Source organism: Brevundimonas sp. NPDC046655 (genome assembly GCF_044901625.1).
Classification (GTDB): domain Bacteria; phylum Pseudomonadota; class Alphaproteobacteria; order Caulobacterales; family Caulobacteraceae; genus Brevundimonas.
The window spans coordinates 44,858-69,852 of the sequence record NZ_JBJDPV010000004.1 but is presented as its reverse complement, the minus strand read 5'-3'; the positions used below and the strand labels follow the sequence as shown (position 1 = coordinate 69,852).

Below are 24,995 nucleotides of genomic sequence, written 5' to 3'. Positions count from 1 at the left end.
CCTCAGGTCAGGCGGGCGCAGGCGTGGATCAGCCGCTCCACGTCCTCTTCGGACTGATAGAGGCTGAAGCCGAAGCGGATCACGTCGTCGCGCACGTCGGTGACCACGTTCATGGACTGCAGGTCGGCCTTCCAGCGGGCGGCCTCGTCCGCACGCAGGGCCAGGAAGCGGGCGCGGGGGGCGTCGCCTTCGACCGGGTTGAGAATCTCGGCCTGCGACAGGGGGCCGGCCTCGCCGCTCTGCACCGCCGCCTGGAAGCGGGCCTGCAGGCCGCGCGCATGGGCGGCGATCTCGGCGGTGGTCAGGTCCTGCTCGTCCAGCATCCGGCGCACGGCGTTGAGGCGATAGAGGGCGCTGACGTCGAAGGTGGCGCCCCAGAAGCGGCCGCCGTCGGTGCGGTACTGGACCCCGCCGGGCGGGCCTTCCAGATGGCCGAATTCGGCGAACCAGCCGGTGATGACCGGATGCGGGCAGAAGCCGGGCGGGGAATGCAGGAAGCAGGCCCCTTCGCCCGCCATGGCGTATTTATAGCCGCCCGCCAGATAGAAGACCTTGTCCGCCACAGCCGACAGGTCGGTCGGGGTCGCCATGAAGCCGTGATAGCCGTCGACCACCACCCACGGCCCGGCCGGATCGGCCAGTTCGGCCAACGCATTGATGCCGTCGAACACCTGCCCGGTGCGGAAGAAGACCTGGCTGACCAGGATCAAATCATGCCCGCCCGCCCGCGCCGCGGCGACGAAGCGCTCGGCGAAGGTATTGAAGGGCTGCAGCGGCACGCGCGTGACCACGGCCTCGCCGGCCTCTTCCCAGCGCTCGGACTGGCGGCGGAAGGAGTGGAACTCGCCGTCGGTCGACAGGATGCGCACCGGCTTCTTCTCGACCCCCGAGACCAGACGGATCAGCAGGTCATGGGTGTTGGAGGTGAAGATCAGGCTGTCGGGCGAGGGCAGGTTCAGCTCCTTCGCCACGTGCTGCTGCGCCTCGGGGATGACCTCGCCGAAGACCAGCTCCCACTTGCGGTCGGCGAAGCGGTTGGCCTCGGCCCAGGCCTGGACCTGGGCGTCGAAACTGGCGTCGGGCCACAGGTGATGGCTGTGGGCGGCGAAATGCAGCCGCTCGGGATCCAGACCCAGGGCGCGCGAGAAGAGGGGCTTGTAGCTCATTGGGCGAAGCTAGCGGGCGGAGGGGGCGGCGTCACCTGTCGTTCCTCCGTCATCCCGGGGCCGCGTAGCGGAACCCGGGATGACGGCGGTGGGGCAGGGCCAAAGAAAAAGGCGGGCCGCTTTCGCGAACCCGCCTCATGATTCTAGATCAAACTACCGTGGCAGTGCTTGAACTTGCGGCCCGAGCCGCAGGGGCAGTCGGCGTTGCGGCTGGTGCGCTCCCAGCCCACGGGCAGGGCCTCGACGGGCAGCTTGGAGCGGTCGTCGCCGGTCAGCATGCCTTCGGGATTCTGGGCCATCGGATTGGCCATTTCGTTTTCGCCGGTGCCGGGGTTCAGGTGGATTTCCTGGAACTCGGGCATCTCCATCGCCGGCGGGGCCTCGAAGCGGAACTCGACCGTCATCAGCCAGCGGGTGACGTTGTGGCGCAGGTCGTGCAGCAGCGTCTCGAACAGGTTGAAGGCTTCGGTCTTGTATTCGTTCAGCGGGTCGCGCTGACCGTAGCCGCGCAGGCCGATGACGCCGCGCAGGTGGTCCAGATGGACCAGGTGCTCGCGCCACTGCATGTCGATCATCTGCAGCATGAACTGCTTTTCCAGACCACGGGTCTGGTCGGCGCCGATCATTTCCAGACGCTCGGCCGCGCGGGCGTCGGCGGCGGCGTTGATGCGCTCCTCGATCTCTTCGTTCGAGACGCCTTCCTCGGCGGCCCAGTCCTTGAGCGGCAGCTCCAGACCCAGGGTTGAGCGGACCTTCTCGTCCAGGCCGTCCATGTCCCACTGTTCGGCATAGGCCTTGGGCGGCATGTAGCGTTCGACCAGGTCGGAGACGACGTCGAGGCGGAAGTCGGTGACCAGTTCCGACAGGTCCTGGGAGTCCATGAACTCCTGACGCTGTTCGAACACGGCCTTGCGCTGGTCGTTCACGACGTCGTCGTACTTCAGCACGTTCTTGCGCATGTCGTAGTTGCGGGCTTCGACGCGCTTCTGGGCGGTTTCGACCGCGCGGTTCAGCCAGGGGTGGCTGATGGCCTCGCCCTCGGCCACGCCGAAGCTGCGCATGATCGAGTCCAGACGGTCGCCGGCGAAGATGCGCAGCAGGTCGTCTTCGCACGACAGGTAGAATTTCGAGGTGCCGGGGTCGCCCTGACGGCCGGTGCGGCCGCGCAGCTGGTTGTCGATGCGGCGGCTTTCGTGGCGCTCGGTGCCGAGGACGAACAGGCCGCCGGCGGCCAGGGCCTTCTCGCGGTTGACCGCGATCTCGGACCTGTACTCGGCCTCCACGATCGCCAGCATCTCGGGCGTGACCTCGACGGCCATGTTGCGCTGTTCCTGGGTCCAACGCTGCAGGCGCATCTCCAGGTTGCCGCCCAGCTGGATGTCGGTGCCGCGGCCGGCCATGTTGGTGGCGATGGTCACCGCGCCCGGCAGGCCGGCGTCAGCGACGATATAGGCTTCCTGCTCGTGCTGGCGCGCGTTCAGGACGTTGTGCGGAATGCCCCGGCCGGTGACGTAGGTGATGTCATAGGCCTCGTCGCCGGCTTTCTGAGCGTCCTTCTCGCGGCCGACGTATTCGGCCTTGAGGGTGCGGCCGGTCTCGACCTTGTATTCATAGGCGTCGAGGACCTTGGACAGTTCTTCCGAGTTCTCGATCGAGACGGTGCCGACCAGGATCGGCTGGCCGCGCACATGGCAGTCGGCGATCTGGGCGGCGATGGCCGCGTTCTTTTCCTTGAAGGTGCGATAGACCTCGTCGTCATAATCCTTGCGCTGGATCGGACGGTTGGTCGGCACTTCCAGGACGTCCATCTTGTAGATGTCGAGGAATTCCTGGGCCTCGGTCGCGGCCGTACCGGTCATGCCGGACAGCTTTTCGTAGAGGCGGAAATAGTTCTGGATCGTCACCGAGGCCAGGGTCTGGTTCTCGGGCATGATCTTGACGTCTTCCTTGGCCTCGATGGCCTGGTGAAGACCTTCGGACAGGCGACGGCCCGTCATCATGCGGCCGGTGTATTCGTCGATCAGGACGATCTCGCCGCCCTTGATGATGTAGTCCTTGTCGCGCGTGTACAGGGTGTTGGCGCGCAGGGCCTGGTTGACGTGGTGGACCAGGCTGACGTTGCCCGGGTCATAGAGGTCCGTGGTGTCCTCGGCGAAATGGCCGCCGGCTTCCAGCATCTCTTCGATGCGTTCCGAGCCCAGCTCGGTCAGCAGGGCCTGGCGCTGCTTCTCGTCGAGGTCATAGGTGGCTTTGTCGAGGATCAGTTCCTTCACGATGCCGTCGACGATCTTGTAGAGGTCCGAACGGTCCTCGGTCGGGCCCGAGATGATCAGCGGCGTGCGCGCCTCGTCGATCAGGATGGAGTCGACCTCGTCGACGATGGCGAAGTGGTGGCCGCGCTGCACCATCTCGCGGCGGTCATAGACCAGGTTGTCGCGCAGATAGTCGAAGCCGAATTCGTTGTTGGTGCCGTAGGTGATGTCGGCGTTGTAGGCCGCCTGACGCTGGCCCTGGCTCAGACCGTTGACGATGACGCCGACCTCCAGGCCGAGGAAGCGATAGACCTTGCCCATGGTCTCGGCGTCGCGGCGCGCCAGATAGTCGTTGACGGTGATGACGTGGACGCCCTTGCCCGCCAGGGCGTTCAGATAGACTGGGGCCACGGCCACCAGGGTCTTGCCTTCGCCGGTCCGCATCTCGGCGATGCCGCCTTCATGCAGGATCATGCCGCCGGCCATCTGCACGTCGTACTGACGCTGGCCCATGACCCGCTTGGACGCCTCGCGCACCACGGCGAAGGCTTCGTTCTGGAGCTTCTCCAGGCTTTCTCCGGCCTCGATCCGGTCCTTGAAGGTCTGCGTCATCATGCGCAGTTCGTCGTCCGAGAAGGCCTCGAACTTGGATTCCAGGGCGTTGATCTTCTGGACCTGGCCCATGAAGGCCTTGACCTTGCGGTCATTGGAGGAGCCGAGGATTTTCTTGGCGAAGCCGAGCATGGGCGATCCGGTAAGGCGGTCGAGCGGCTGAGGCTCTGAAAACAGGAAGCGCCGTGATCAAAGGCCCAGATCGACCTCGGTCCCAACGACCCTCGAAATACGAGGCGTGCGCAGGGGCCGCGCAGACGATCGAAAACCCCTCGACTTGGGCGCAGCCGGGACTTAAGCACCGCCCTAACCCCTGTCAACGCGAGGGGCTTTCAACGGCTTTCCGCGACGGGCCGTCCCGTCCCTGTTTTTCGCCCCGCACGGAGCGCCAGATGCGTCTTTCGCGCCCCCTGTCCAGATCCTTGCGGCCCGTGCTGGCGTCGGCCCTGCTGGCCCTGACCCTGACGGCCGCCTGCGGGCGCGGCGATGCGGAAACGCCGCCGGAGAAGAATGATCTGGTGGTGGCGCGGGTGCTGGACCGTTCGGTCTGGGCTTCGGACGTGCGCCGCGAGGCGGTGGCCCAGGGGCTGATCGGCGAAGGCGAGCCGCTTGACGTCAAGTCCGAGCTGTTCCGCCGCGTGCTGGACGAGGTGGTCGACCAGAAGCTGCTGGCCGCCGAGGCGCGCCGTCGCGGCCTGGACAAGAGCCCGGCCGCCCAGCGTCGGCTGGAGGCCGTGCACGAACGCATCCTCGGCGACATGCTGGTGGAATCCGTCGTCAGCGGAGCCGTGTCCGATCAGGCGGTCGAGCGGCTCTATCAGGAGCAGCAGCGCCGCGCCCAGACGACCGAGGAGGTCCGCGTCCGTCTGATCCTGTCGCACACCAAGGAACAGGCCGACGCCGTGGTCGGCGTCCTGGGGCAGGGCGCCGCCTTCGAGGCCGTCGCCGCCCAGCGCTCGGTCGATGACGCCACCCGCTATTCTGGCGGCGACCTGGGCTATTCGACGCTGGACGTCCTGCCCGACGCCTACGCCGCCGCCCTGCGCGGTCAGGCCCCCGGCGCCGTGGTCGGTCCGGTTCAGGGCGAGGGCGGCTGGGCCGTCCTGCGCATCGAGGATCGTCGTCTGGAGACGCCGCCGAGCCTGGATCAGGCCCGCCCCCTGATCGTCCGCTACCTGACCTATGAGGGCGTGCGCCAGTTGCTGGAGCAGCTGCGCGGCAAGGCCGCCGTCGAGGTCTTCCTCAATCCCGCCAAGCCGGCGGCGCAACCGGCTATCGAGCCCTCGCCCGCTGCTTCCTCCGCTCCTCCCGCCGGAACCGTCGCCTCATGAACCGTCCGCCCGCGAAATCCGGCTCGACCGGCCAGATGATCGAATCCGCCATCGAAAAGGCCCTGGATCCGCTGGCCTCGGCCCTCAAGCGCGCCACCCAGCCGGCCAAGGCCGCGGCGCCCGGCAAGCCCGGCCTGATGATCTCGCCCCTGGCCGTGCCCTTCCCGACCATTCCGCCGATCGGCGGGGTCGAGATCGCCACCGCCCGCGCCGGCTTCTACAAGCACGAGCGCGACGACCTGGTGGTCTTCCACTTCCCCGAGGGCGCGTCCTGCGCCGGGGTCTTCACCCGCCACAAGGTGGGTTCGGCGCCGGTCGACTGGTGCAAGCGCCAGCTGGACGCCGAAAAGGGCGGCGAGGGGATCAAGGCCCTGGTGGTCAACGCCGGCTGCGCCAACGCCTTCACCGGCAAGGCCGGGGCCGACGCGGCCCGTCGCACCGCATCGGAAGTCGCCAAGCGCTTCGGCTGCCGTCAGCGCGACGTCATGCTGGCCTCGACCGGGGTGATCGGCGTGGTGCTGGACGATACCAAGATCTCCGCCCGCCTGCCCGACATCGAGGCGAGCCTGAAGGCCGACGCCTGGGCCCAGGCGGGTCTGGGCATCATGACGACGGACACCTTCCCCAAGGGCTCCTTTGCGGAGTGCGAGATCGAGGGCGTCAAGGTGAAGATCGCTGGCATCGCCAAGGGCTCGGGCATGATCGCGCCCGACATGGCGACCATGCTGGCCTTCATCGTCACCGACGCCGACATCGCCCCGCCGGTGCTGAAGGCCCTGCTGAACCTGCATGTCCGCACCACCTTCAACAGCGTGACGGTGGACGGCGACACCTCGACCAACGACACGGCCCTTCTGTTCGCCACCGGCGCCTCGGGCGCGCCGCGCATCGGCCGGGTCGGCGACCGCCGCCTCAAGGACTTCTCCGCCGCCCTGGACCAGGTCATGCTCGATCTGGCCCACCAGCTGGTCAAGGACGGCGAGGGCGCGACCAAGTTCGTCCGCGTCACCGTGGACGGCGCCGCCAGCCCCGCCTCGGCCCGCAAGCTGGCCAAGTCGATCGCCGACAGCCCCCTGGTCAAGACCGCCATCGCCGGCGAGGACGCCAACTGGGGCCGCATCGTCATGGCCGTCGGCAAGACGGAAGAAGCCGTGGACCGTGACCGCCTGGCCATCAACTTCGGTCCCCATGTCGCCGCCGTCGACGGCGCGCCGGCTCCCGACTACGACGAGGCGAAAATGAGCGCCTATATGAAGAACGCCGAGATCGACATCACCGTGAACGTCGCCTCGGGACGGGCCTCGGCCACAGTCTGGACCTGTGATTTGACCAAGCGCTACATCGAGATCAACGGGGACTATCGCTCGTGAGCGAAGCCGCCGCCGTCCCCACCGTTCTCGTCGTCGCCGTCGCCCTGATCGACCCCGACGGCCGCGTGCTGATCGCCAAGCGGCCCGAGGGCAAGCAATTGGCCGGGCTGTGGGAATTTCCCGGCGGCAAGGTCGAGCCGGGCGAGCGGCCCGAAGCGGCCCTGATCCGTGAGCTGAAGGAAGAGCTGGACATCGACGTGAACGAGGCCTGCCTGGCCCCCTTCGTGTTTACCAGTCACGCTTACGATTCCTTTCACCTCTTGATGCCACTGTACCTGTGCCGGCGGTGGTCCGGCGTCGTCACCGCTCGTGAACACGCGGGTCTGGCCTGGGTGAAGCCGAACAAGCTGTCGGACTATCCCATGCCGCCGGCCGACGAACCCCTGGTCGCCTGGTTGCGCGATCTGCTCTGATCAGGCGCCGAGGGAGGGGCCGGGATGCGACGTTTCATCGGCCGGTTCCTTCACGACGACAGCGGCGCCACGGCCATTGAGTACGGCCTGATCGCCAGCCTGATCTTTGTGGCCATCATCGCCGCCATCGGCGCCTTCACCGCGCGGACCGGGGCCATGTACGACTACATCAGCGAAACCATCTCCACGGCCATCGGCGGCGCCTGACGGCGGCCTCAGGTCCGACCGGTCTGTTCCCTGACGCCGAGCGCGTCCGCCAGACGGGTCTTGGCCGAGCCGCGTCGAGCCGGCTTCTGCTGGCTCTCGTGCGGGGCCCAGCCGGCGAGATGCACCATCTCGAAGGTTGCCGGGATGCGCCCGTCCGCCTCGGCGTGGCGCTCGGCGTAGAGCTGCGCCGCGCGGGCCAGCACCGCCCGGCCTAGCGGCTTGATGGGACCCGCCAGCACATTGGTCTCGCCCATGGCCCGCAGGTCGCGCATCAGGGCGAAGGGATCGCCATAGCGCACCGTCACCCGGTCCACGTCGCTGACCGGCAGGGCGAAGCCCGCCCGCTGCAGCAGGCCCGCTCCGTCGAAGCCGTCGGCGAAGGGCGAGACGCGGGCCTGGGCCCCGCCGTTGACCTCCAGCTCGGCCTCGGTCAGCACGCCGCGCAACTCCTTCAGCGTCGCCGCCCCGAACAGGCTGGCCACGAACAGGCCGTCGGGCCTCAGGGCGCGCCGGATCTGGCTGAGCGCGCCGGGCAGGTCGTTGGCCCAGTGCAGGCCGAGCAGGTTGACGATCAGGTCCGCCGACTGGTCCTCCAGCCCCAGAGGCCCGGCCCCCGGCGCGGCGCGTTCGGCCATCGATCCGACGGCGCGCACTTCGGCAACCCGATCGCGGGCCGAACTGTCGGCCACCGCCCGGGCGAAGACGCCCGGATGGGGCGACAGGTCGACGGGGGCCTGAAACTCGCGCAGGATCACCTCCAGGCTGTTCACCGCGTTCTCGGCGGCGCGCACGTGCAGGAAGTCGGCGTCGGGGAAGCGTCGGGCGGCGCGGCTCAGGCGCGCGGCGCGGCGGGCGGCGTCGAAGATGATCGGGGGACCGGGGGAGGGGGCGCTCATGTCGGTTCAGGATGGGGGCTGGCAGGGTCGAATGAAAGGCGTGATCGCGCCTATAGCATCCCGCGCGCGCAATGCGGGGCGCGGTCTGCTGGATATTCTGCTGCCGCCCATGGCCCACGACAGCCGCGAGGCCACGGCCTCGGCGGGCCTGACGCCCGACGCCTGGAGCCGGGTGGCCTTTCTGGAAGCCCCCGTCTGCGACGGCTGCGGCGCGGCCTTCGAATATGACGGCGGCGACTTCGCCTCCGACCGCTGCCTGGCCTGTCAGGTCCAGCCCTACGCCTTCGCCCGCGCTCGCGCCGCCTGCGTCTATGACGAGGCCTCGCGGGGGCTGATCCTCAAGTTCAAGCACGGCGATCAGCAGCAGTTCGCGCCCCTGTTCGCCCGCTGGATCGCTCGCTCGGCCGCCGACGTGGTGGCCGAGGCCGACGCCGTGGTTCCCGTGCCCCTGCACCGGTCCCGCCTGCTGGCCCGGCGCTTCAATCAGGCCGCCGAGGTGGCGCGGCCGCTGGCCCGTCATGCCGGGCTCGACTACCTGCCCGACGCCCTGATCCGCAGCGCCCCGACCGCCAGCCAGGGCGGCAAGTCGGCGCGCGGACGGCGGCTGAACGTGAAGAAGGCCTTCGCCGTCACCGGGGCCGGGCGTCGCCGGATCAAGGGGCGGCGCATCCTGCTGATCGATGACGTCCTGACGACCGGGGCCACGGCCGAGGCCTGTGCGCGGGCCTTGATGGAGGCCGGCGCCCGCGCCGTGGACCTGGCGGTGATCGCGAGGGTGCGAACCGCGCGCGAACCGCCTAAGTAGGGGGCCAGCCTGCAGTTCAAGGAGTTCCTGAGTTGGCCGAAGTCGTCATCTACACCAAGCCCGGTTGCCCCTATTGCGTCGCCGCCATGGGTCTGCTGACCCGCAAGGGCGCCGAGTTCACCGAGATCGTCGCCTCGAACGACCCGGAAAAGAAGGCCGAGATGGTCGCGCGTTCGGGCGGCAAGGCCACCTTCCCGCAGATCTTCATCAACGGCCAGCACGTCGGCGGCTCGGACGACATCCACGCCCTGGACCGCAAGGGCGGTCTGGATCCCCTGCTGGCGGCCTGATGGGCGAGCGGCTCGAGGTCGCGCTGATCCAGACGCGGACGCCGGCGACGGCGCCCGCGGGGCTGGCCCATGTCGAGCCGCTGATCCGCCAGGCGGCGGCGGGCGGGGCGCAACTGATCCTGACGCCCGAAGGAACCAACTTCCTCGAACAGCGTCGGGCCCTGCGCGACGCCGCCCTGTCGAGCGAAGAGGCCGACGCGGCGGTTCTGGGCCTTCGCGCCCTGGCGGTGGAACTGGGCGTCTGGCTGCTGATCGGCTCGGCCATCGTGCGATCAAGCGCGCCCGGCGACGCCCGCGCCGCCAACCGCTCCCTGCTGATCGATCCGACCGGGGCGATCACGGCCCGCTATGACAAACTGCACGTCTTCGATGTCGATCTGGCTGATGGCGAGACCTATCGCGAGAGCGCCTCGGTGCGGCCCGGCGAAGCGGCGCGTTTGGCCGATACGCCCTGGGGCGGTCTGGGCCTGACCATCTGCTACGACGTGCGCTTCCCGCATCTGCATCGCCAACTGGCCCAGGCCGGAGCGGCCATGATCGCCGTGCCCGCCGCCTTTACCCGACCGACCGGCGAGGCCCACTGGGAGACCCTGCTGCGGGCGCGCGCCATCGAGACCGGCGCCTTCATCCTGGCCCCGGCCCAGGGCGGGACGCACGAGGACGGCCGTCAGACCTGGGGCCGGTCCCTGATCATCGGCCCCTGGGGCGAGGTCATCGCCCGCACCGACCACGATGAACCCGGCGTCCTGCACGCCACCCTGGACCTGGGCGCCGTGGACCGGGCGCGCGGCTCGATCCCGGCCCTGCGCCACGACCGCGAATTCGACCCGCCGCAATGATCCGCTACGCCCTGTCCTGCGACCACGACCACGGCTTCGAGGCCTGGTTCGCCTCTTCGAGCGACTATGACGATCAGGCTGCGCGCGGTCTGGTGGAGTGCCCCTTCTGCGGCTCGACGGCCGTGCGCAAGCAGATCATGGCCCCGTCCGTCGCGGGCACGAAGAAGACCGCCCCGTCGCCCGACGCCATGAAGCAGATGCGCTCCATGATGATGCAGGCGGCGCGCGAGGTGCGCGAGCATGTCGAGCAGAATTTCGACTATGTCGGCGACGCCTTCGTCCGCGAGGCCCGCGACATCCACGAGGGGCGCTCGGAAAAACGCGAGATCTACGGCGAGGCGACGCCCGCCGAGGTGAAGAAGTTGAAGGACGACGGCGTGCCCTGCGCTCCCCTGCCCAGCCTGCCGCCCGACCCGAAGAAGGCGAACTGACGCATGGGGGAGGGGGAACGTTATCAGGAGTTCGCGCCGCCGCCGTCTCTGCGGCCCTTCGTGCGCGTGCTGTGGACCTATGCGGCGCCGACCCCGACCGGCGAGGTGCAGCGCATCGCCCCCGACGGCTGTCCCGAACTGGTGATCGATTTGGCCGCCCCCTACGAGGAAGCGGGCGAGGACGGCGTCTTTCGGCCCCAGCCGCCGGTCATCTTCGCCGGTCAGATGACCCGGCCCATGGCCATCCGTCCGGTTGGCTCGGTGGAGATCGTCGCCGCCAAGTTCGAGCCGGACGGGGCGCGGGACTTCCTGGCCCGTCCGCTGATCGAGGCGACGGACCTGCGGCTGGACCTCACGGCGCGGCTACGCGGCTTTACCGCCCCGTCCGGCGATCCGGCGGCCCAGGCGGCGGCTCTGGCCGACTGGCTGGAAGTTCAGCGTCAGGCGGGCGACTGGCGGCTCGATCCCGGCGTGCGCGGCCAGGTCGACGCCGCCGAACGCGAGAACGAGGGGCTTGCGCTCAACCCCGCCGGACGCCGCGCCCTGCAACGCCGTTTCCGCGACCGCGTCGGCGTGGCGCCGCGCACCCTGCGCTCGGTCTTCCGCTTCCGCCGCATCTTCGACCATGCCACGGGCCCGGACGCCGACGCCGCCTCCTGGCTGGAGGCGGGTCTGGCCGCCGGCTATTTCGACCAGCCTCAGATGGCCCGCGATTTTCGTCGCTTCCTAGGCTGCACCGCCACCGAATGGGCGCGCGATCAGATGGAACTGGCCCGTCAGCTGGCGTCGCAAACCTACAAGCGGGACGACTAGAAACCGGCTAGGTTTCTTTCCGAACCGAGGAGGGAGACTTCGATGGCCTTGCTGACCGCGCTTTCGGCCGCCGCCCTGATACAGGCGGCACCGCCTGCGCCCGACCTGTCGTGGCTGGCCGGCTACTGGCTGGACTGTTCGCGAGGACGCGAGGCTTCGGAGACCTGGAGCGACCCGCGCGCGGGTCTGATGGTCGGTCATACCGTGACTGTGCGCAATGGCCGCAGCGGCTTCGAGTTCGCGCGCATCACCCGCCTGCAGGACGGCGTCATGGCCTATGTCGCGCAGCCGGCCGGGGCCGCGCCGACCCCCTTCCGCCTGATCGAAAGCGGGCCGCAGCGGGCGGTTTTCGCTAATCCCGCCAACGACTTTCCGCACCGCATCCTCTATCAGCGCGCGGGGGATGTGCTGACCGCCCGCATCGAAGGGGCGAACGACGATGAGACCCGGAGCGTGGAATGGAACTTCAACAAGGCGGAGCTGAACGCTCGCTGTCCCAGCTAAGCTGGCGGCCCATGACGCCCGACGACGTCGATGGCGTCGTCGCGGTGGCCCGCCTGTCCTTCCCCGATCATTTCGAGGCGCGCGAGTGCTTCGCCGAGCGTCAGGCCCTGGCGCCCGAGGGCTGCTTCGTCCTGTCCGACGCCGCCGGAACTGTCATGGGCTATCTGATGGCCTATCCGTGGAAGCGCAACGCCGCCCCGCCGCTGGACAGCCTGATCGGCGCCGTGCCCGAGGACGCCGAGGTCATCTATCTGCACGACCTGGCCGTCCACCCCGACACGCGCGGCGGCGGCTACACGCGGCCCATCGTCGAGCGTCTGGCGGAACAGGCGAAGGCGGGGGGCTGGCCCGAGATCGCCCTGGTCGCCGTCAACGAGGCGACTGTCTTCTGGGAGCGCAACGGCTTCGTCGTCCAGAATCCGCCCGGCATGGCCGAAAAACTGGCCAGCTACGGCGACGACGCCCGCTACATGATCCGGACGCTCTAAGCGGAACCTTAGGCGGGGCTCGGGTCTTTCGGAGCCCATGAGCTTCAAACGCACTCTTCCCCTCGTCCTGCTGGCCGGCGCCGCCCTGGCCCTCGGCGCCTGCGCCACCCTGCAACGCGGGCCGGTCGGCAACGCCGCAGTGCCGCAACCGGCCAAGCCGGTGGACCTGAACCGCTATCTCGGACGCTGGTACGAGCTGGCCCGCTATGAGGCCGGTTTCCAGAAGGACTGCGAGGCGGTGACGGCCGACTATAGCCTACGCGACGACGGTCTGATCGGCGTGCTGAACCGCTGCCGCCAGGGCGCGGTCGACGGCCCGGTGAAGCAGGCCGAAGCCCGCGCCAAGGTCGTCGAGGGCAGCGACAACGCCAAGCTGAAGGTCTCCTTCTTCGGTCCCTTCTATGTCGGCGACTACTGGGTGCTGGACCACGCCGACGACTACAGCTGGTCGATCGTCGGCGAGCCCTCGGGCCGCTATCTCTGGATCCTCAGCCGCGAGGCCCGCCCCGCGGCGGAAACCCGTCAGGCCTTGCGCAACCGGGTCCAGGCCCTGGGTTACGACCTGTCGCTGCTGCGCGAGACGCAGCAGCCGGGCTAGGCGAGCCTCGACAGGACGAAGGCGACCCGCTCGGCGACGGGCGCCTTCGGCAGTTCGATCAGGTCGTAGCCGAATCGCGGATAGACCTTGGCCATGGCGTCGAAGGTGCGCTGCGCCTCGTCCAGATCCTGTCTGCGTTCGGCGTCCTGAGCGAAAATCTCTGGCCAGACGGGGGCGATGAAGACGCGCCGGTCATAGCGGACTTCGCGTGCCGCCCGTTCGACATGGGACGGAACCGGCAGGCCGCACAGGGTCAGGTAGCCGACCACGTCGGGCGCTCCGCGGTCAAAGAAGATCGGGCCGATTGCATCCTCGGCGCGGGCGTGGGCCTCCAGTTCGCAGTCCAGCATCAGCTCGGCGAACAGGGCGCGGTCGCGCCATGGCAGGGCCTGTCCGTCGATGGCCTGCTGGCGCCGGATGACGGCTCGTCCGACCTCGGGCGAGGTGGCGTGACCCGCCGCCGCCAAAGCCTCGATCAGACTGGTCTTGCCCGAGCCCGGGCCGCCCGTGACGACGATGCGCCGGCGCGCTGTCATGCGTCCCGCGTCGCCATCATCATGTAGTTGATGCCGACGTCGTCGCCCTCGCTCCAGCGGTCGTTGAGCGGGTCATAGGCCAGCCCGTAAGGGCCGGTGACGGTCAGGGGCTCGCCGTCCAGCATGGCGCGCAACTCCTCGGGCCTGAGGAATTGGCGCCAGTCGTGGGTTCCGGCGGGGACCCAGCGCAACACATATTCAGCCGCGACCTTGCCTAGCAGCAGGCCCTTCAGGGTACGGTTCAAGGTGGCGACGACCATCATCCCGCCCGGCTTGATCAGCTTGGAACAGGCGCGGACGAAGGCTTCGGGATCGGCGACGTGCTCGATCACCTCCATGGTCAGGACCACGTCGAAGGGGCCGGCGCCCGCTTCCACCATCTGCTCGACGGTGGCGGCGCGGTAGGCGATGTCGAGGCCCATCTGTTCGGCGTGGGCGCGGGCCGTGCCGATGTTCTCGGACGAGGCGTCCAGCGCCGTGACCTCGAAGCCCATGCGCCGCATCGGTTCGGCGATCAGGCCGCCGCCGCAGCCGATGTCGATCAGGCTGAGACCGTGGAAGGGCGCGCGCGTCCGAACGTCGCGGCCATAGTGTTCGGCGGCCCGGTCGCGGACGAATTTCAGCCGCGCCGGGTTGAAGCGGTGCAGGGGCGCGAACGGGCCTTTCGGGTCCCACCACTCGGCCGCCTGGGCCGAAAAGCGCGCCACATCGGCGGGATCGATGCTCGGCCCCTCGGCACGATCGGTTGCAAAGGGTGAAAAACCCTCTTCGCTTTGGGGTTTGCGCGGCTCAAGGCTGTCGTTAGAAGCGGACATGGCCGCAGGCATGAACCGCCTCGGCCGCCCATGCAAGCAGGGGACGAAACGCCACGATGACGCGGCCCGAAACGACACGACTGGTGATGAAGTTCGGGGGGACCTCCATGGGGGACCTCGAGCGTATTCGTCGTGCGGCGCGAATTATCGCCGCCGAGGCCGCCAAGGGCAAACAGATCGCCGTGGTGGTGTCCGCCATGGCCGGCAAGACCAATGAGCTGGTGGCCTGGACCGACGGCGCGGGACCGGCCGCTGCGGGCCTGCCCCTGTCGGACGACGAATACGATGTGGTGGTCGCCTCGGGCGAGCAGGTGACGTCAGGCCTTCTGGCCCTGACCCTGCGCAACATGGGCCTTAACGCGCGCAGTTGGATGGGCTGGCAGATTCCGATCCTGACCGACGACGCCCACGGTCGCGCCCGCATCGAGGACGTGCCTGGCGACGTCCTGGGCGCCGCAGTCGACAGCGGCCAGATCGCCATCGTGCCCGGCTTCCAGGGCGTGACCCGCGACGGGCGCATCACCACGCTCGGCCGCGGCGGCTCCGACACCTCGGCGGTGGCGGTGGCGGCGGCGCTCGGCGCCCCTTGCGACATCTACACCGACGTGGACGGCGTCTATACGACCGACCCCCGCATCGAGAGCCGCGCGCGGCGCCTGGAAAAGGTCTCCTATGAGGAGATGCTGGAAATGGCCTCCCTGGGGGCCAAGGTGCTGCAGACCCGCTCGGTTGAACTGGCCATGGCCAAGCAGGTCCCGGTTCGGGTCCTGTCCAGCTTCATCGAGCCGGATGAAAATGGAAATCTGCCGGAAAACGCCGGCACCCTGATTTGTGACGAGGATGAGATCGTGGAAAAGCGCATCGTTTCCGGCGTGACCATGAGCCGGGACGAAGCCCGGATCACGCTGCTGGGTCTGGCGGACCGCACCGACGCCCCCGCCGACGTCTTCACGCGTCTGGCCGAGGCCAACGTCAATGTGGACATGATCGTGCAGAGCCAGGCCCGCACCGAGGGCGCGGTGAACCTGACCTTCACGACGGGTCGCCGCGACGCCCAGCGCGCCGCCGAGATGATGACCGCCGCCAAGGCCGAGATCGGCTTTGAGGAACTGCGCATCGACGCCGACGTGGCCAAGATCTCGGTCATCGGCGTGGGCATGCGCAGCCATGCCGGCGTGGCCCAGACCATGTTCCGGGCCCTGGCCGACAAGGGCGTCAAGTTCCAGGCCATCTCGACCTCGGAAATCAAGATCAGCGTTCTGATCGAGGACGCCTATTCCGAACTGGCCGTGCGCGCGTTGCACGCGGCCTACGGGCTCGACGCCCTATAGGAAAACAGCAACGCCGCCCTATCTGAGCGAAGGGCGGCAAGGCGGGAGGCGACATGGTGAAGGGCGGATTGACGACGAGGGGGCCTCGCAACCTCCTGCGCCAGATCCGCGAAGCCATGGCCGGCGGCGGCCCGGCGCAGGATCGGCTGGACATGGTGGTGCGCGTCATCGCCCAGTCCATGGTGGCCGAGGTCTGCTCCATCTATCTGCGCCGCGCCTCGGGCGAGCTGGAGCTGTTCGCCACGCAAGGGTTGAACCCCGAGGCCGTCCACAACACCCGGCTGCGGCCCGGCGAGGGCCTGGTCGGCGAGGTGGCCCGGCTGGCCCAGCCGATCAGCCTGTCGGACGCCCCGTCCCATCCCAGCTTCTCCTATCGTCCGGAAACGGGCGAAGACCCCTTTCACGCCTTCCTCGGCGCGCCCCTGCTGCGGGGTGGTCGGGCTATCGGGGTTCTGGTCGTCCAGAACCGCGCCGCCCGTCGCTATGACGAGGAAGAGGTCGAGGACATCCAGACCATCGCCATGGTCCTGGCCGAGACGGTCGCCTCGGGCGAGCTTCTGGCCCAGGACGAGCTGCGCGACGTCGAGGTGGCGCCCCACCGCCCCGAACGGCTGAAGGGTCAGAAGTTCGCCGAGGGCCTGGCCTACGGCGTCGTCGTCCAGCACGAGGCGCCGCTGGCGCCTGAGCAACTGCTGTCCGACGACCCTGTCGCCGAGGAAAAGCGTCTGGCCGAGGCCCTGTCGGCGCTCAAGGCCGGCATCGACGACATGCTGGAAGGCGGCCAGGGCAAGCTGGGCGGCACCTCGTTCGAGGTGCTCGAGACCTATCGCATGTTCGCCGACGACCGGGGCTGGAACCGGTCGCTGGAGGAGGCGGTGCGCTCGGGCCTGACCGCCGAGGCGGCCGTCGACCGGGTCCGCAACGAACACCGCGCCCGCTTCGCCAAGGCCCGCGACCCCTATATCCGCGAGCGGCTGCACGACTTCGAGGATCTGGCCAACCGTCTGCTGCGGGTGCTGGCGGGCGACAATCCGGGTCAGCGCGACCTTCCCGACGACGCCATCCTGGTGGCCCGTAACCTAGGACCCGCCGACCTGCTGGAGTATCCGCGCCACAAGCTGCGCGGCCTGCTGTTGGAAGAAGGCTCGGCCGCCAGTCACGCGGCCATCGTCGCCCGCGCCCTGCAAATCCCCTGCGTCGGCCGTCTGCAGGGCCTGCGCGACCGCCTGTCGGAAGGCGATCAGGTCATCGTCGACGGCGAGACGGGCGAGGCCTATCTGCGACCGCGTCCCGACATGCTGGCGGCGGTCCAGACCCGCATGGCCCTGCGCGAACAGCGCCGGGCCGAGTTCGACCTGCTGCGCGACACGCCCGCGGTGACAAAGGACGGCTCCCGCATCACCATCCTGACCAACGCCGGTCTGGCCGTGGATCTGGAGAATCTGGACGCGACCGGGGCCGAGGGCATCGGCCTGTTCCGCACCGAGTTCCAGTTCATGGTCTCGGACGAGCTGCCGCGCCTGGACGCCCAGACGGCGCTGTACAAGCTGGTGCTGGATGCGGCGGGCGACCGGCCTGTCACCTTCCGCACCCTCGACATCGGCGGCGACAAGGTCCTTCCCTACCTGGACAATGAGCGGGAGGAGAACCCGGCCCTGGGCCGTCGCGCCATCCGTCTGGGCCTGGACCGTCCGGCCCTGCTGCGGATGCAGGTGCGCGCCCTTCTGGCCGCCGCCGCCGGGCGCGAGCTGCGCGTCATGTTCCCCATGATCGCCACGGTGGACGAGTTCCGCGCCGCGCGCGAACTGGTCGATGTCGAGTGCGACTGGGCGCGGCGTCGCGGGCGGCCCCTGCCGTCCCTGCTGCGCGTCGGCGCCATGGTCGAATGCCCCAGCCTCCTGTGGCACCTGGACGCCCTGCTGCCGCTGACGGACTTTGTCTCGATCGGCACCAACGACCTGTTGCAGTACATGTTTGCCGCCGACCGGACCAATCCCCTGGTCTCGGACCGCTACGACCCCCTGTCGCCGCCGGCCTTGCGGGCCCTGGCCGAGATCCAGCAGAAGTGCGCCGACAGCGCCACGCCGGTCTCGGTCTGCGGCGAGCTGGCCGGCCGTCCGCTGGAGGCCTTCGCCCTCATCACCCTGGGCTATACCCGCCTGTCGGCGCCCGCCGGCGGGGTTGGGCCGGTCAAGCGTATGATCCTGTCGGCGGACCTGCCGGCGGCGCGGCGGGGCATGAACGTCCTGCTCGGGTCCTCGGCCGGGTCGGTGCGCGGCGAGATCGAGTCCCTGGCGCGCAAGCTGAACGTCATCGTTTGATCGCAGCGGGGCCGCTTTCCCGCGTTGCCCGGCGGGCGGGCCTCGTCTAAGCCAAGGACAGGACGCCTTCGCGTCCGCACCAACGGAACCCCGCATGGATCAGGATCGGCAGGACGCGCCGTCCCTTGAGGACGCCGAGACGCTGGGCGAAGCCCTGCGCGCCGCCCGCCTCGCCTCGGGTCGGTCCATGGCCCAGCTGTCGACCATGACGCGTGTGCACCCGCGCTATCTGACGGCGCTGGAGCAGAACGAGTTCTCGGTTTTGCCGTCGCGCATTTTCTCCATGGGTTATGTCCGCGCCTATGCGGGGGCCCTGGGGCTGGACGAACTGACCGCCGTCGAGCGCTTCAAGCGCGAGTTTCCGGAAGCCGCCGTGCCGCTTCAGGCCCCGACCGGCGCCGCCCTGCAGCAGATGCGCCGCACCTCGCCCAAGATCCTCGCCGCCCTGGGCGTGCTGATCGTGGCCGTGGTCGGATGGAACGTCTTCCAGCGCGTGGTCCGCATCGAGCCGCCGCACCCCTCCGATCTGGTCGCTGTGCCCAAGAACTGGGCCGAGGAGGCCGACGCCGAGGTCGAGCGGGCTCTGTACCTCGGCGCGCCGCGCGCCGCCCCGCCGGACCAGACCACGCCGGCTCTCTACATTACGCCGGGGCTGGAGGCTCAGCTGACGGGCATCGACCCGGACGATCCCAACGCCGCCGTCGTGCTTCCCGCGCCGCCGGTGCAGGCCGCCTTCAACCCGCGAGGCGCGGTTTACGGCGCCTCGGCCACGACGTCCCAGGTCATTCTTCAGGCCAAGAAGCCTGCCGCCCTGGTGGTGCGTCAGGGCGACGGCCGCATCCTGTTCGCGCGCCAGCTGGCGGCGGGCGAGGCCTGGCGGGCGCCGCCCGGGCTGTCGGCCACGGTCGACGTGTCGGACCCGGCCGCCTTCGACGTCTATCTGAATGGCGAGCACAGCGGGGCCCTGCCTGCGGCCCAGTCGCCGCTGGGGACCCTGAACGCCCGCGCCCAGACCGAAGCGCGCCAGTCCGAGGCTCGCGCCGCCGCCGCCGCCGAGGCCCAGGCCCGCGCCCGCGCCGCCCAGGCCGTTGCTCCAGCCGCCGCGCCGCCGCCGGCCGTCGCTCCCGCCGGATGAATCGTCGCGGTCCGCGGCTGATGTCGTGGTTTTGCCGTCGTTCCTCGCCTATGTTCCGCGCGACATGAGCAGCACCGAACTCGGCCACATCCGTCCCTGGCGCCACATCGAGCGCCGCAAGAGCCGCCAGATCATGGTGGGTTCCGTCCCGGTCGGCGGCGACGCTCCGATCAGCGTCCAGTCGATGACCAACACCCCGACGACCGACGCTGCCGCTACGCTGGAGCAGATCCGTCAGCTGGAAGAGGCCGGGGCCGACATCGTCCGCGTCTCCTGCCCCGATGTGGAGTCGACGGCGGCCTTCAAGACGATCGCGCGCGAGGCCCGCGTGCCGCTCGTGGCCGACATCCACTTCCACTACAAGCGCGGCATCGAGGCGGCCCAGGCGGGCGCGGCCTGCCTGCGCATCAATCCGGGCAACATCGGCTCGATGGACCGGGTCAAGGAGGTCGTCCAGGCCGCCCGCGACCACGGCTGCTCCATGCGCATCGGCGTCAACGCCGGCTCGCTGGAAAAGGAGCTGCTGGAGAAATACGGCGAACCCTGCCCGGATGCGATGGTGGAAAGCGCGTTGAACCACGCCCGCATCCTGCAGGGCCTGGACTTCCATGAGTTCAAGATCTCGGTAAAGGCGTCCGACCCCTTCCTGACGGTGGCCGCCTATCAGCAGCTGGCCGAGGCCATAGACTGCCCGCTGCACCTCGGCGTGACCGAGGCCGGTCCCCTGCGCACCGGCACCATCAAGTCCGCCATCGGCATGGGCAGCATGCTGTGGGCGGGCATCGGCGACACCATCCGCGTCTCGCTGGCCGCCGACCCGGTTGAAGAGATCAAGGTCGGCTTCGACATTCTGAAGTCGCTGGGCCTGCGGCACCGGGGGGTGAACATCATCGCCTGTCCGTCCTGCGCGCGTCAGGGCTTCAACGTCATCGAGACGGTGGCGATCCTGGAGGAGAAGCTGGCCCATGTCTCGACGGCCATGTCGCTGTCGATCATCGGCTGTGTCGTCAACGGCCCGGGCGAGGCCCTCTATACCGACGTCGGCTTTACCGGCGGCGGCGCGGGCTCGGGCATGCTGTATCTGAACGGCAAGATCGCCCACAAACAGACAAATGACGGCATGATCGACGAGATCGTCGCCCAGGTCGAAGCCAAGGCCGCCGAACTGGACGCCGCCCGCAAAGCCGCTGAGTGAGCATGAAACTCTACATCACCACCCCTTCGCCCTTCGCGCGCAAGGTCCGCATCGTCGCCCATGAGAAGGGTCTGTCCGGCCGCATCGAGGAAATCGCGGTCGATCCCTATGCCAATGCGCCGGAGCTGCTGGCGACCAATCCGGTGGTGCAGGTGCCGACCCTGATCGCCGAGGACGGCCTGCCCCTGACCGACAGCCCGGTCATCGCCGAGTATCTGGACGCCCTGGGTTCTGGCCCGCGCCTGATGCCCGCCGAGGGGGCGGAGCGCTTGCGCGTCAAGCGACTGGAGACCCTGGCCAACGCGGCGCTGGAGATGGGCGTCAAGCTGGTGCTGGAGAAGCGCCGTCCCGAGCACGAGCGTTCGCCGTCGTGGATGGAGCGCTGGACCTTCAACATGGGTCGGGCCCTGGACGCCCTGGAAGCGGCCGCGCCGGACGCCGAGGATTTCAACATGGGCGTGCTGAGCGCCGGGATCGTCGTCAGCTGGATCAGCTTCCGTCACCCGGACTATGACTGGAAGGCGGGCCGCCCTCATCTGGTCGCTCTGCAGGCTGCGCTGGAGCAGCGTCCCAGCTTCCAGGCGACCGCGCCGGTCTGATGGCGACGAGGACTTGAGACGAAGGGGCGGACGGGCTTCGGGTCGGTCCTGCCCCTTTCTATTTGCCGATCAGGCCGGCCAGTTGCGCGCCCTGGAAGGCGGCGAGGATCAGCAGCAGACCGCCGACGGCGTAGGTCAGGACCTTGCGCGGCACCTTCTTGACGATCAAGCCCGCAAACGGGGCGGCGATCAGGCCGCCGACGACCAGACCGGCCACGGCGGCGAGGTGGTTCTCCAGCGCCCCGGCCTCTTCCCAGTGACCCGTCACCAGGGCCCAGACGAAGGTGGCCGAGATGGCGACGGTCAGGAAGAACTCGGCGGTGTTGACCGTGCCGATGGCCTTGCGCGGATCGTGTCCGGCGCCGACCATGGTGGAGGACACGGTCGGCCCCCAGCCACCGCCGCCGATGGCGTCCAGAAAGCCGCCGACCACCCCGATGGGGGCGGTGATCCAGGCCGGCAGGCGGCGATGCGGCACGTCATGCCCCGCCCGCCACAGGATCCAGACCCCGATCAGGGCCAGATAGCCGATGATGAAGGGCTTGATGACCGCCCCGTCGATGCCGGTCAGGACATAGGCCCCCAGCACCCCGCCGATCACACCCGCGATGGCCAGCGGCAGGAAGAGCCGCCACTCCACATTCCTGTGCCAGGCGTGGCTGCCGGCCGAGGCGGCGGTGGTGAAGACCTCGGCCGCGTGGACGCTGGCCGAGGCCGTGGCCGGCGGCACCCCCAGGGCCAGCAGGACCGATGACGAGATGACGCCGTAGGCCATGCCCAGGGCGCCGTCGACCGCCTGGGCCAGAACGCCCACCAGCAGAAACAGGAAAAAAGTGTCCATTCAGCCCCCTAAGCCTCATCAGACGCAGGTCGCGGCCCCGGTGGCAATGGCCGGGGCCGCGCTTTGGTTGCGCGGGGATCAGCCGGCGGGCTCCAGCCGCGCCAGGGCGTCCAACACATCGCGGCCAGTATAGGGTTTGATCACCATGGCGGCGGCCAGTTCGGCGTTGGCGGCGGCCGCGCTGACGTCGCCGGACAGGAAGATGACCGGCACGCCCCAGCGCGCCTTCAGGCTGCGGGCCAGGTCGATCCCCGTGGCTTCGCCCGAAAGATTGATGTCCAGCAGGGCCGCGTCGATGGGGTGCAGGGCGGTGGCCGCCTCGGCGGCCTCGGCGCTGTGGAAGGGGCCGACGACGCGGTGTCCGGCGGCGTCCAGCGCCTCGGTCAGGGCGGCTGCGGCCTCGGCGTCGTCCTCGACCAGCAGGACGGTCATGGGCTCGGGCGCGGCCCGGACGTCCGGCGCTTCGGCCGGGGCCTGGCGCACCAGGACGGCGCGCACATAGGGCCACAGCTCGGCGGCGGGGCGGTCGGCGTCCAGGTCGAAGATCTTGGCCAGAGCCTTCAATTCGGTCTCGGCCTCGGGCGACAGCGCGGCGTCCGAACGCTCAAGCAGCCCGTCGTAGAGGGCGCAAAGCCGCGCCACATTGGCGTCCGCCCCGGCGGTGGAATCCGCGTTTCCATCGAACATCCCTGTCTCCGTTCTTGTTTCAGCCACCGTCGAGCTAGGGGGTTTGCACCTGCGAAGGAACCGCCCTGACGGGCTTGTGACGGCTGTTCACAATCGCTCCATCTGCGCGTGTTCCGGCCTTTCCATCGACAGGGGCCGGTCGGGCGGGTAAGGCTCCGCGCTCGAATTTCCCGTCAAAGGACGCTCCCTTGCGACTGCCCCAGGCCCGTCTCGATCAGGTGCTCGACCGCTTTCACCAGGTGGAGGCGCGCATGGGCGCGGCTTCGGACGGCGCCGAGATCGTGCGCCTGTCGAAAGAGCATGCCGAGCTGAAGCCGGTGGCTGACGCGGTTCAGATCCTGGCTCGCGCCCGAGCCGAGGCCGAGGACCTGCAGGCCATGGCTTCTGACCCCGAAATGGCCGCCATGGCCGCCGACGAACTGGACGCCCTGAACGCCCGCCTGCCTGATCTGGAGCGCGAGGTCGCCCTGCTTCTGGCCCCGCGCGACGCCGACGAAAACGCCTCGGCCGTGCTGGAAGTGCGCGCCGGCACCGGGGGGGACGAGGCCGCTATCTTCGCCGGCGACCTGTTCCGCATGTATTCGCGTTATGCCTCCTCGCGCGGCTGGCGGGTCGAGGTCGACAGCCTGACCGAGGGCGACGCGGGCGGCTATAAGGAAATCATCGCCACCGTCACAGGCGAAGGCGTGTTCGGTCGACTGAAGTTCGAAAGCGGCGTGCACCGGGTCCAGCGCGTGCCGGCGACCGAGTCTCAGGGGCGCATCCACACCTCGGCGGCGACGGTCGCCGTCCTGCCCGAGGTCGAGGACGTCGAGATCGAAATCCACGACAAGGACATCCGGATCGACACCTACCGTTCGTCGGGCTCGGGCGGCCAGCACGTCAACACGACCGATTCCGCGGTGCGCATCACCCACCTGCCCACCGGCATCATGGTGACGTCGTCGGAGAAGTCCCAGCACGTGAACCGCGACAAGGCGATGAAGAACCTGCGCGTGCGCCTGTATGACATGCAGCGTCAGGCCAAGGATCTGGCCCGATCCGATACGCGCAAGTCCCAGGTGGGCTCGGGTGACCGGTCGGAGCGCATCCGCACCTACAACTATCCGCAAGGCCGGGTCAGCGATCACCGCATCAACCTGACGCTGCACAGTTTGCCCCAGATCATGGAAGGCGACATCGATCCCCTGCTGAACGCCCTGATCGCCGAGGATCAGGCCGCTCGCCTGGCCGATCTGGAGGCCGAGCTCGGCTGAGCGTTCAGCGGCGTTTGACGCGCCGTTTCAGCACCCGGTCGCCCAGGGCCTCGGCGTACTTCAGCGTGAAGGCCAGGGCCGCCGGATTGCCCCGACGCGGGCCGACGGAATCCGCCATGATCGCCCCGCGCTCGCCGATGGGCAGGGGCGCGCCGGTGGTGGTGTCGAGGGCGGTCTGATGCTCTATCTCGGCGTTCAGCCGGGCGCCCATCAGGATCACCTGCACCGAGAACCAGGTCCACAGCAGGAAGCCCATGGCCGCCGCCAGCGGACCATAGGAGTCGGTGCGCACGAAGGTGGTCAGGAACCAGCTGAACAGGAAGGACACCAGCAGGCTGAGCGCCGCCGCGAACAGGGCTCCCGGCGTCAGCCAGCGCCACCGCGCCCGCGCCCGGCACGGTCCGATGCGATAGATCAGGGCCAGGGCCGCGACATAGCCGAGGTAGAGCAGGGGCCAGCGCAGCGGCGCCAGATGGGCCCATTCCTCCTCCAGCCCGAACACCGACAGAACCACGGGCACCCCGACCACCAGGGCGGAACTGAGCAGAACCGCCAGCAGGCCCGAGACGGTGAAGCCCATGCACAGCAGGTTGTAGGTGATGATGTTGCGCCGCTCGACCTCGTGATAGGCGAGATTGAGCCCGTAGAAGAGGGTCTTCACCCCGCCGTTGGCTGCCATCAGGGACAGGGCCAGGGTCCAGATGAGGGTGAAGGTCAGCTGCCCGGTCGAGCCGCCCGCCAGTCTGGTCATCTCGGTTCCCAGAAACTGGGCCACGTTCGACGGCAGCACCTCATAGAGGAAGCTCAACTGGTTCCAGGCGTCGGCCGGATCGGCGAACAGGCCATAGATGGTGACGAAGGCGCCCAGTGTCGGAAACAGGGCCAGAAGCATGAAGAAGGTCACGCCTCCGGCGACGAAGCCGACCCGGTCTCCGAAGTAGCCCATGGTCGTGCGCCAGGCGATGTCGATCCACCCCTTGCGCGGAATACGGACGGGGTGCTGGGCCAGCCGGCCGCGGCCGGGCTCCTTGGCGTCATAGTCCTCGGGCGTGGGATCGCGCGGGGGCAGGGGCTCGGGTCGCTTCGGCCGCAGTTCGACGCCGTACTTGTGTCCCTGCGTATAAAGAAGGTGCGCCGCCGTGGCCCCGGCCGCCAGACCGCCCGCCGCCGCGCCCAGATAACGCCAGACGACGCCGCCGTTTTCGCGCCGACGCGTCGACCGTTTCAGAAGGTTCTGCATCCCCATCCGCCCCACAACGGTCAC

Annotated in this window: 27 protein-coding genes; 18 read left to right on the top strand and 9 right to left on the bottom strand. The window is 69.0% G+C overall.

What is annotated here, in order from left to right; all coding sequences use genetic code 11:
• Positions 1–2: 2 nt before the first annotated feature.
• Positions 3–1,166, bottom strand: coding sequence for an aminotransferase class V-fold PLP-dependent enzyme (locus tag ACI2KI_RS12030; protein WP_404620378.1), 1,164 nt, complete (start codon positions 1,164–1,166; stop codon positions 3–5).
• Between the two features lie 143 nt (positions 1,167–1,309).
• On the bottom strand, positions 1,310–4,162 hold the full coding sequence (gene secA, locus ACI2KI_RS12025; protein ID WP_404620376.1) for a preprotein translocase subunit SecA: 2,853 nt from the start codon (positions 4,160–4,162) through the stop codon (positions 1,310–1,312).
• Positions 4,163–4,422: 260 nt separating this feature from the next.
• On the opposite strand from secA, the gene ACI2KI_RS12020 reads away from it, so the two are divergent.
• From ACI2KI_RS12020 to ACI2KI_RS12005, 4 genes are read left to right on the top strand one after another with little or no spacing between them, the layout of a single operon-like run.
• Positions 4,423–5,361, top strand: a complete 939-nt coding sequence (locus tag ACI2KI_RS12020) for a peptidyl-prolyl cis-trans isomerase (RefSeq protein ID WP_404620374.1) — start codon at positions 4,423–4,425, stop codon at positions 5,359–5,361.
• Positions 5,358–6,731 (top strand): bifunctional glutamate N-acetyltransferase/amino-acid acetyltransferase ArgJ, encoded by a 1,374-nt coding sequence (argJ, locus tag ACI2KI_RS12015; protein WP_404620372.1) that lies wholly within the window; start codon positions 5,358–5,360, stop codon positions 6,729–6,731. The genes ACI2KI_RS12020 and argJ overlap by 4 nt, the downstream gene beginning before the upstream one ends.
• Positions 6,728–7,144, top strand: a complete 417-nt coding sequence (locus ACI2KI_RS12010; protein ID WP_312065256.1) for a (deoxy)nucleoside triphosphate pyrophosphohydrolase — start codon at positions 6,728–6,730, stop codon at positions 7,142–7,144. The genes argJ and ACI2KI_RS12010 overlap by 4 nt, the downstream gene beginning before the upstream one ends.
• 24 nt (positions 7,145–7,168) lie before the next feature.
• Positions 7,169–7,351, top strand: coding sequence for a Flp family type IVb pilin (locus tag ACI2KI_RS12005; RefSeq protein ID WP_292085127.1), 183 nt, complete (start codon positions 7,169–7,171; stop codon positions 7,349–7,351).
• An 8-nt stretch (positions 7,352–7,359) separates the two neighbouring features.
• Here ACI2KI_RS12005 and ACI2KI_RS12000 read toward each other — a convergent pair whose 3' ends face one another.
• Entirely contained in the window at positions 7,360–8,247 is an 888-nt protein-coding gene (locus ACI2KI_RS12000; protein WP_404620370.1) for a methyltransferase domain-containing protein, read from the bottom strand.
• Between ACI2KI_RS12000 and ACI2KI_RS11995 the strand changes: the two genes are divergently transcribed.
• The 8 genes from ACI2KI_RS11995 to ACI2KI_RS11960 are packed head-to-tail and all read left to right on the top strand — an operon-like array spanning position 8,246 to position 13,015.
• Positions 8,246–9,052 carry a ComF family protein gene (locus tag ACI2KI_RS11995; RefSeq protein ID WP_404620368.1) on the top strand — a complete coding sequence of 269 codons (807 nt, stop codon included), beginning with the start codon at positions 8,246–8,248 and terminating at the stop codon, positions 9,050–9,052. The genes ACI2KI_RS12000 and ACI2KI_RS11995 overlap by 2 nt on opposite strands.
• Positions 9,053–9,084: 32 nt before the next feature.
• A complete protein-coding gene (gene grxC, locus ACI2KI_RS11990) occupies positions 9,085–9,342 on the top strand; it encodes a glutaredoxin 3 (protein WP_207823671.1) in 258 nt (85 codons plus the stop codon).
• Positions 9,342–10,181, top strand: coding sequence for a carbon-nitrogen hydrolase family protein (locus ACI2KI_RS11985; RefSeq protein WP_404620365.1), 840 nt, complete (start codon positions 9,342–9,344; stop codon positions 10,179–10,181). Before grxC ends, ACI2KI_RS11985 begins: the two co-directional genes overlap by 1 nt.
• Entirely contained in the window at positions 10,178–10,612 is a 435-nt protein-coding gene (locus ACI2KI_RS11980; protein ID WP_404620363.1) for a DUF1178 family protein, read from the top strand. The genes ACI2KI_RS11985 and ACI2KI_RS11980 overlap by 4 nt, the downstream gene beginning before the upstream one ends.
• Before the next feature lie 3 nt (positions 10,613–10,615).
• A complete protein-coding gene (locus tag ACI2KI_RS11975; protein WP_404620361.1) occupies positions 10,616–11,425 on the top strand; it encodes a DUF6597 domain-containing transcriptional factor in 810 nt (269 codons plus the stop codon).
• A 42-nt stretch (positions 11,426–11,467) separates the two neighbouring features.
• Positions 11,468–11,929 (top strand): DUF6265 family protein, encoded by a 462-nt coding sequence (locus ACI2KI_RS11970; protein ID WP_404620359.1) that lies wholly within the window; start codon positions 11,468–11,470, stop codon positions 11,927–11,929.
• A complete protein-coding gene (locus ACI2KI_RS11965; protein WP_404620357.1) occupies positions 11,884–12,417 on the top strand; it encodes a GNAT family N-acetyltransferase in 534 nt (177 codons plus the stop codon). Before ACI2KI_RS11970 ends, ACI2KI_RS11965 begins: the two co-directional genes overlap by 46 nt.
• A gap of 37 nt (positions 12,418–12,454) precedes the next feature.
• Complete coding sequence (locus tag ACI2KI_RS11960; protein ID WP_404620355.1) at positions 12,455–13,015, top strand: lipocalin family protein; 561 nt, start codon at positions 12,455–12,457, stop codon at positions 13,013–13,015.
• Here ACI2KI_RS11960 and ACI2KI_RS11955 read toward each other — a convergent pair.
• Genes ACI2KI_RS11955 through ACI2KI_RS11945 form a run of 3 tightly spaced genes read right to left on the bottom strand, consistent with a single transcriptional unit; the run spans position 13,012 to position 14,475 of the window.
• Positions 13,012–13,551, bottom strand: coding sequence for an AAA family ATPase (locus tag ACI2KI_RS11955; RefSeq protein ID WP_404620353.1), 540 nt, complete (start codon positions 13,549–13,551; stop codon positions 13,012–13,014). The genes ACI2KI_RS11960 and ACI2KI_RS11955 overlap by 4 nt on opposite strands.
• A complete protein-coding gene (gene ubiG, locus ACI2KI_RS11950; RefSeq protein ID WP_404620351.1) occupies positions 13,548–14,366 on the bottom strand; it encodes a bifunctional 2-polyprenyl-6-hydroxyphenol methylase/3-demethylubiquinol 3-O-methyltransferase UbiG in 819 nt (272 codons plus the stop codon). Before ubiG ends, ACI2KI_RS11955 begins: the two co-directional genes overlap by 4 nt.
• A complete protein-coding gene (locus ACI2KI_RS11945; RefSeq protein ID WP_404620873.1) occupies positions 14,353–14,475 on the bottom strand; it encodes a hypothetical protein in 123 nt (40 codons plus the stop codon). The genes ubiG and ACI2KI_RS11945 overlap by 14 nt, the downstream gene beginning before the upstream one ends.
• Between ACI2KI_RS11945 and ACI2KI_RS11940 the strand changes: the two genes are divergently transcribed.
• From ACI2KI_RS11940 to ACI2KI_RS11920, 5 genes are all read left to right on the top strand, one after another.
• Entirely contained in the window at positions 14,423–15,697 is a 1,275-nt protein-coding gene (locus ACI2KI_RS11940) for an aspartate kinase (protein WP_292085139.1), read from the top strand. The genes ACI2KI_RS11945 and ACI2KI_RS11940 overlap by 53 nt on opposite strands.
• A gap of 116 nt (positions 15,698–15,813) precedes the next feature.
• Positions 15,814–18,018, top strand: coding sequence for a phosphoenolpyruvate--protein phosphotransferase (gene ptsP / locus ACI2KI_RS11935; RefSeq protein WP_404620855.1), 2,205 nt, complete (start codon positions 15,814–15,816; stop codon positions 18,016–18,018).
• A 94-nt stretch (positions 18,019–18,112) separates the two neighbouring features.
• Complete coding sequence (locus tag ACI2KI_RS11930; protein WP_404620349.1) at positions 18,113–19,153, top strand: helix-turn-helix domain-containing protein; 1,041 nt, start codon at positions 18,113–18,115, stop codon at positions 19,151–19,153.
• 64 nt (positions 19,154–19,217) lie between these two features.
• Positions 19,218–20,348: a flavodoxin-dependent (E)-4-hydroxy-3-methylbut-2-enyl-diphosphate synthase gene (gene ispG / locus ACI2KI_RS11925; protein ID WP_404620347.1), complete on the top strand. Its 1,131-nt coding sequence runs from the start codon at positions 19,218–19,220 to the stop codon at positions 20,346–20,348.
• A 2-nt stretch (positions 20,349–20,350) separates the two neighbouring features.
• Complete coding sequence (locus tag ACI2KI_RS11920; protein ID WP_404620345.1) at positions 20,351–20,947, top strand: glutathione S-transferase N-terminal domain-containing protein; 597 nt, start codon at positions 20,351–20,353, stop codon at positions 20,945–20,947.
• Between the two features lie 58 nt (positions 20,948–21,005).
• Here the strand turns inward: ACI2KI_RS11920 and ACI2KI_RS11915 are convergent, their stop codons facing one another.
• A complete protein-coding gene (locus ACI2KI_RS11915) occupies positions 21,006–21,788 on the bottom strand; it encodes a sulfite exporter TauE/SafE family protein (protein ID WP_404620343.1) in 783 nt (260 codons plus the stop codon).
• Positions 21,789–21,866: 78 nt separating this feature from the next.
• Positions 21,867–22,475, bottom strand: coding sequence for a response regulator (locus tag ACI2KI_RS11910; RefSeq protein ID WP_404620341.1), 609 nt, complete (start codon positions 22,473–22,475; stop codon positions 21,867–21,869).
• Between the two features lie 188 nt (positions 22,476–22,663).
• On the opposite strand from ACI2KI_RS11910, the gene prfA reads away from it, so the two are divergent.
• Complete coding sequence (prfA, locus tag ACI2KI_RS11905) at positions 22,664–23,731, top strand: peptide chain release factor 1 (protein WP_404620339.1); 1,068 nt, start codon at positions 22,664–22,666, stop codon at positions 23,729–23,731.
• Positions 23,732–23,735: 4 nt separating this feature from the next.
• Here the strand turns inward: prfA and ACI2KI_RS11900 are convergent, their stop codons facing one another.
• A complete protein-coding gene (locus ACI2KI_RS11900; RefSeq protein ID WP_404620337.1) occupies positions 23,736–24,995 on the bottom strand; it encodes a YihY/virulence factor BrkB family protein in 1,260 nt (419 codons plus the stop codon).